This is a genomic window from Pseudarthrobacter humi (assembly GCF_024294965.1).
Taxonomy (GTDB): Bacteria; Actinomycetota; Actinomycetes; order Actinomycetales; family Micrococcaceae; genus Arthrobacter; species Arthrobacter humi.
The window spans coordinates 1-5,728 of sequence record NZ_JANCLV010000031.1 but is presented as its reverse complement, the minus strand read 5'-3'; the positions used below and the strand labels follow the sequence as shown (position 1 = coordinate 5,728).

Here is a 5,728-nt window from a genome sequence, read left to right as displayed (position 1 = left end):
TGTGTCTGTTGTTTGAGAACTCAATAGTGTGCCAAGTTTGTTGATACCAATTTATTGTATTGAATTGGTTGAATTGACTGGATTATGCCACCCCGTGGTGTGGTCTGGTTTTTACAGCTGGTTTCAAATTTTGTGCAGCCATTTTATCCTGTTATTTCCGGGGTTGGTGGTTGTGTCTGTTTTACTTCAACGGAGAGTTTGATCCTGGCTCAGGATGAACGCTGGCGGCGTGCTTAACACATGCAAGTCGAACGATGAACCTCACTTGTGGGGGGATTAGTGGCGAACGGGTGAGTAACACGTGAGTAACCTGCCCTTAACTCTGGGATAAGCCTGGGAAACTGGGTCTAATACCGGATATGACTCCTCATCGCATGGTGGGGGGTGGAAAGCTTTATTGTGGTTTTGGATGGACTCGCGGCCTATCAGCTTGTTGGTGAGGTAATGGCTCACCAAGGCGACGACGGGTAGCCGGCCTGAGAGGGTGACCGGCCACACTGGGACTGAGACACGGCCCAGACTCCTACGGGAGGCAGCAGTGGGGAATATTGCACAATGGGCGAAAGCCTGATGCAGCGACGCCGCGTGAGGGATGACGGCCTTCGGGTTGTAAACCTCTTTCAGTAGGGAAGAAGCGAAAGTGACGGTACCTGCAGAAGAAGCGCCGGCTAACTACGTGCCAGCAGCCGCGGTAATACGTAGGGCGCAAGCGTTATCCGGAATTATTGGGCGTAAAGAGCTCGTAGGCGGTTTGTCGCGTCTGCCGTGAAAGTCCGGGGCTCAACTCCGGATCTGCGGTGGGTACGGGCAGACTAGAGTGATGTAGGGGAGACTGGAATTCCTGGTGTAGCGGTGAAATGCGCAGATATCAGGAGGAACACCGATGGCGAAGGCAGGTCTCTGGGCATTAACTGACGCTGAGGAGCGAAAGCATGGGGAGCGAACAGGATTAGATACCCTGGTAGTCCATGCCGTAAACGTTGGGCACTAGGTGTGGGGGACATTCCACGTTTTCCGCGCCGTAGCTAACGCATTAAGTGCCCCGCCTGGGGAGTACGGCCGCAAGGCTAAAACTCAAAGGAATTGACGGGGGCCCGCACAAGCGGCGGAGCATGCGGATTAATTCGATGCAACGCGAAGAACCTTACCAAGGCTTGACATGAACCGGAAATGCCTGGAAACAGGTGCCCCGCTTGCGGTCGGTTTACAGGTGGTGCATGGTTGTCGTCAGCTCGTGTCGTGAGATGTTGGGTTAAGTCCCGCAACGAGCGCAACCCTCGTTCTATGTTGCCAGCGCGTTATGGCGGGGACTCATAGGAGACTGCCGGGGTCAACTCGGAGGAAGGTGGGGACGACGTCAAATCATCATGCCCCTTATGTCTTGGGCTTCACGCATGCTACAATGGCCGGTACAAAGGGTTGCGATACTGTGAGGTGGAGCTAATCCCAAAAAGCCGGTCTCAGTTCGGATTGGGGTCTGCAACTCGACCCCATGAAGTCGGAGTCGCTAGTAATCGCAGATCAGCAACGCTGCGGTGAATACGTTCCCGGGCCTTGTACACACCGCCCGTCAAGTCACGAAAGTTGGTAACACCCGAAGCCGGTGGCCTAACCCCTTGTGGGAGGGAGCTGTCGAAGGTGGGACTGGCGATTGGGACTAAGTCGTAACAAGGTAGCCGTACCGGAAGGTGCGGCTGGATCACCTCCTTTCTAAGGAGCACCTACAACCACCCTGCCGGATGCAATGTCCGTGTGGTGGGGTTGTCAGGAGTATATGCCCGTTGCGCAGACGTTTGTTCTGCGGCGGGTGCTCAAGGGTGGAATATCAACGAATAGCGGCCGCTTGTTTCTTTCCTCACCCAGTACGGTGGTTGGTTTGTCCTTCGGGATGGCCTCTGCCTGGATCGGTGTGGGTTGGGGGTGGGTGGTTTAGTGTTTGGCACACTGTTGGGTCCTGAGGCAACAGGGCCGGGTTGGTGGTTTTGGCTGCTGTCCGGTGTTTGTTTGTTTCTGGTTTCCTGGCTGCATCGATCGCGCACTTTTTGGTGTGTGGGGTGTGTGGTTTGGGGTTGTTGTTTGAGAACTACATAGTGGACGCGAGCATCTTTTATAAGAAGCAATTTCCAAGAATTATGAACCTGGATCTGTCTGCACTCTTTTGGGTGTGGGTGGTTTTCATGGTTCTCTCGAAAATTAGCGTTTTTGATCTTTTGTGGTCAAGTTTTTAAGAGCACACGGTGGATGCCTTGGCATTAGGAGCCGAAGAAGGACGTAGGAATCTGCGATAAGCCTGGGGGAGTCGATAACCGGACTGTGATCCCAGGGTGTCCGAATGGGGAAACCCCGCCAGGGGCGCGAGCTGCCTGGTGACCCGCATCTGAACACATAGGGTGCGTGGAGGGAACGCGGGGAAGTGAAACATCTCAGTACCCGCAGGAAGAGAAAACAATAGTGATTCCGTCAGTAGTGGCGAGCGAACGCGGATCAGGCTAAACCGTTCCATGTGTGATAGCCGGCGGGCGTTGCATGGGCGGGGTTGTGGGACTTTCCGTACCAGTTCTGCCGGACTGGTGAGGTGTGATGTGCAGGCATAGGTGAACGGTCTTGAAAGGCCGGCCAGAGAGGGTGTGAGCCCCGTAACCGAAATGTTTTGTGCCGCCTGGAGAGTATCCCAAGTAGCACGGGGCCCGAGAAATCCCGTGTGAATCTGTCAGGACCACCTGATAAGCCTAAATACTCCCTAATGACCGATAGCGGACCAGTACCGTGAGGGAAAGGTGAAAAGTACCCCGGGAGGGGAGTGAAACAGTACCTGAAACCGTGTGCTTACAATCCGTCGGAGCAGCCTTGTAGTTGTGACGGCGTGCCTTTTGAAGAATGAGCCTGCGAGTTAGTGTTACGTCGCGAGGTTAACCCGTGTGGGGAAGCCGTAGCGAAAGCGAGTCTGAATAGGGCGTTGCAGTGGCGTGATCTAGACCCGAAGCGAAGTGATCTACCCATGGCCAGGTTGAAGCGACGGTAAGACGTCGTGGAGGACCGAACCCACTTCAGTTGAAAATGGAGGGGATGAGCTGTGGGTAGGGGTGAAAGGCCAATCAAACTTCGTGATAGCTGGTTCTCCCCGAAATGCATTTAGGTGCAGCGTTGCGTGTTTCTTGCTGGAGGTAGAGCTACTGGATGGCTAATGGGCCCTACAAGGTTACTGACGTCAGCCAAACTCCGAATGCCGGTAAGTGAGAGCGCAGCAGTGAGACTGTGGGGGATAAGCTTCATAGTCGAGAGGGAAACAGCCCAGACCACCAACTAAGGCCCCTAAGCGTGTGCTAAGTGGGAAAGGATGTGGAGTTGCGAAGACAACCAGGAGGTTGGCTTAGAAGCAGCCATCCTTAAAAGAGTGCGTAATAGCTCACTGGTCAAGTGATTCCGCGCCGACAATGTAGCGGGGCTCAAGTACACCGCCGAAGTTGTGGATTTCAGATATTAGCTAAGCCGCCCCTTGTGGGTTGGTTCAGGCGTCTGGAGTGGTAGGGGAGCGTCGTGTGGGCAGTGAAGTCGCGGTGTAAACCAGCGGTGGAGCCTACACGAGTGAGAATGCAGGCATGAGTAGCGAAAGACGGGTGAGAAACCCGTCCGCCGAATGATCAAGGGTTCCAGGGTCAAGCTAATCTGCCCTGGGTAAGTCGGGACCTAAGGCGAGGCCGACAGGCGTAGTCGATGGACAACGGGTTGATATTCCCGTACCGGCGAAAAACCGTCCATGTTGAACAGGGGATACTAACCGCCCGATACCTGCCTGACCGCCCTTGTGGTGGAAGGGTTTTGGTGGAGCGCGGGACCTGATCCTGGGAGGCAAGCGTATTAACAGGTGTGACGCAGGAAGGTAGCCAAGCCGGGCGATGGTTGTCCCGGTCTAAGGATGTAGGGCGAACGGTAGGCAAATCCGCCGTTCATGATGCCTGAGATCTGATGGGACCCCCTCACGGGGGGATTTGGTGATCCTATGCTGCCGAGAAAAGCATCGACGCGAGGTTTTAGCCGCCCGTACCCCAAACCGACACAGGTGATCAGGTAGAGAATACTAAGGCGATCGAGAGAATTATGGTTAAGGAACTCGGCAAAATGCCCCCGTAACTTCGGGAGAAGGGGGGCCCCAACCTTGAACACCACTTGCTGGTGGGAGGGGATCGGGGCCGCAGAGACCAGGGGGAAGCGACTGTTTACTAAAAACACAGGTCCGTGCGAAGTCGCAAGACGATGTATACGGACTGACTCCTGCCCGGTGCTGGAAGGTTAAGAGGACCGGTTAGCCGCAAGGCGAAGCTGAGAATTCAAGCCCCAGTAAACGGCGGTGGTAACTATAACCATCCTAAGGTAGCGAAATTCCTTGTCGGGTAAGTTCCGACCTGCACGAATGGAGTAACGACTTCCCCGCTGTCTCAACCATAAACTCGGCGAAATTGCAGTACGAGTAAAGATGCTCGTTACGCGCAGCAGGACGGAAAGACCCCGAGACCTTTACTATAGTTTGGTATTGGTGTTCGGAGTGGCTTGTGTAGGATAGGTGGGAGACGTTGAAGCCCGGACGCCAGTTCGGGTGGAGTCATCGTTGAAATACCACTCTGGTCACTTTGGACATCTAACTTCGGCCCGTAATCCGGGTCAGGGACAGTGCCTGATGGGTAGTTTAACTGGGGCGGTTGCCTCCTAAAAAGTAACGGAGGCGCCCAAAGGTTCCCTCAGCCTGGTTGGCAATCAGGTGTCGAGTGTAAGTGCACAAGGGAGCTTGACTGTGAGAGAGACATCTCGAGCAGGGACGAAAGTCGGGACTAGTGATCCGGCGGTACATTGTGGAATGGCCGTCGCTCAACGGATAAAAGGTACCTCGGGGATAACAGGCTGATCTTGCCCAAGAGTCCATATCGACGGCATGGTTTGGCACCTCGATGTCGGCTCGTCGCATCCTGGGGCTGGAGTAGGTCCCAAGGGTTGGGCTGTTCGCCCATTAAAGCGGTACGCGAGCTGGGTTTAGAACGTCGTGAGACAGTTCGGTCCCTATCCGCTGCGCGCGCAGGAAATTTGAGAAGGGCTGTCCTTAGTACGAGAGGACCGGGACGGACGAACCTCTGGTGTGTCAGTTGTACTGCCAAGTGCACCGCTGATTAGCTACGTTCGGATGGGATAACCGCTGAAAGCATCTAAGCGGGAAGCTCGCTTCGAGATGAGATTTCCATACACCTTGTGTGTGAGAGGCCCCCAGCCAGACCACTGGGTTGATAGGCCGGATGTGGAAGCGAGGACTAACGACTCGTGAAGCTGACCGGTACTAATAGGCCGATAACTTACACCACACACCACCCCGCAAACCTATTCAAAAGAGGTTTGCACCACGGGGCTGGTAAAAAGATAACAAGACTGCTTGCGTCCACTATGTGGTTCCCAAACAACAAACCCGAACACGGGCTTGTTGCACAGGGAACAAAAAACACAACATAATAACAACACCACACCTGCCCTCACACGGCAGGAAGCATGTTGTAACCACCAGTTTTCCCACCCCCGGGCCCAAAACCCCCGGACGGTACGGGAGCAAGGGTTACGGCGGTCATAGCGTGGGGGAAACGCCCGGTCCCATTCCGAACCCGGAAGCTAAGACCCACAGCGCCGATGGTACTGCACCCGGGAGGGTGTGGGAGAGTAGGTCACCGCCGGAACATCATTACAGGTCGAG

3 rRNA genes are annotated in these 5,728 nt (G+C 54.9%); all 3 read left to right on the top strand.

Annotated elements, in window-relative coordinates:
* The first annotated feature begins 186 nt into the window (after positions 1-186).
* The 3 genes from NFC73_RS20530 (at position 187) to rrf (ending at position 5,711) form a co-directional block, all read left to right on the top strand.
* Positions 187-1,710 (top strand): 16S ribosomal RNA (locus NFC73_RS20530).
* A gap of 504 nt (positions 1,711-2,214) precedes the next feature.
* A 23S ribosomal RNA gene (locus NFC73_RS20525) occupies positions 2,215-5,348 on the top strand.
* Between the two features lie 246 nt (positions 5,349-5,594).
* A 5S ribosomal RNA gene (gene rrf, locus NFC73_RS20520) occupies positions 5,595-5,711 on the top strand.
* Together the 16S, 23S and 5S rRNA genes form the textbook arrangement of a ribosomal RNA operon.
* Positions 5,712-5,728 lie beyond the last annotated feature (17 nt).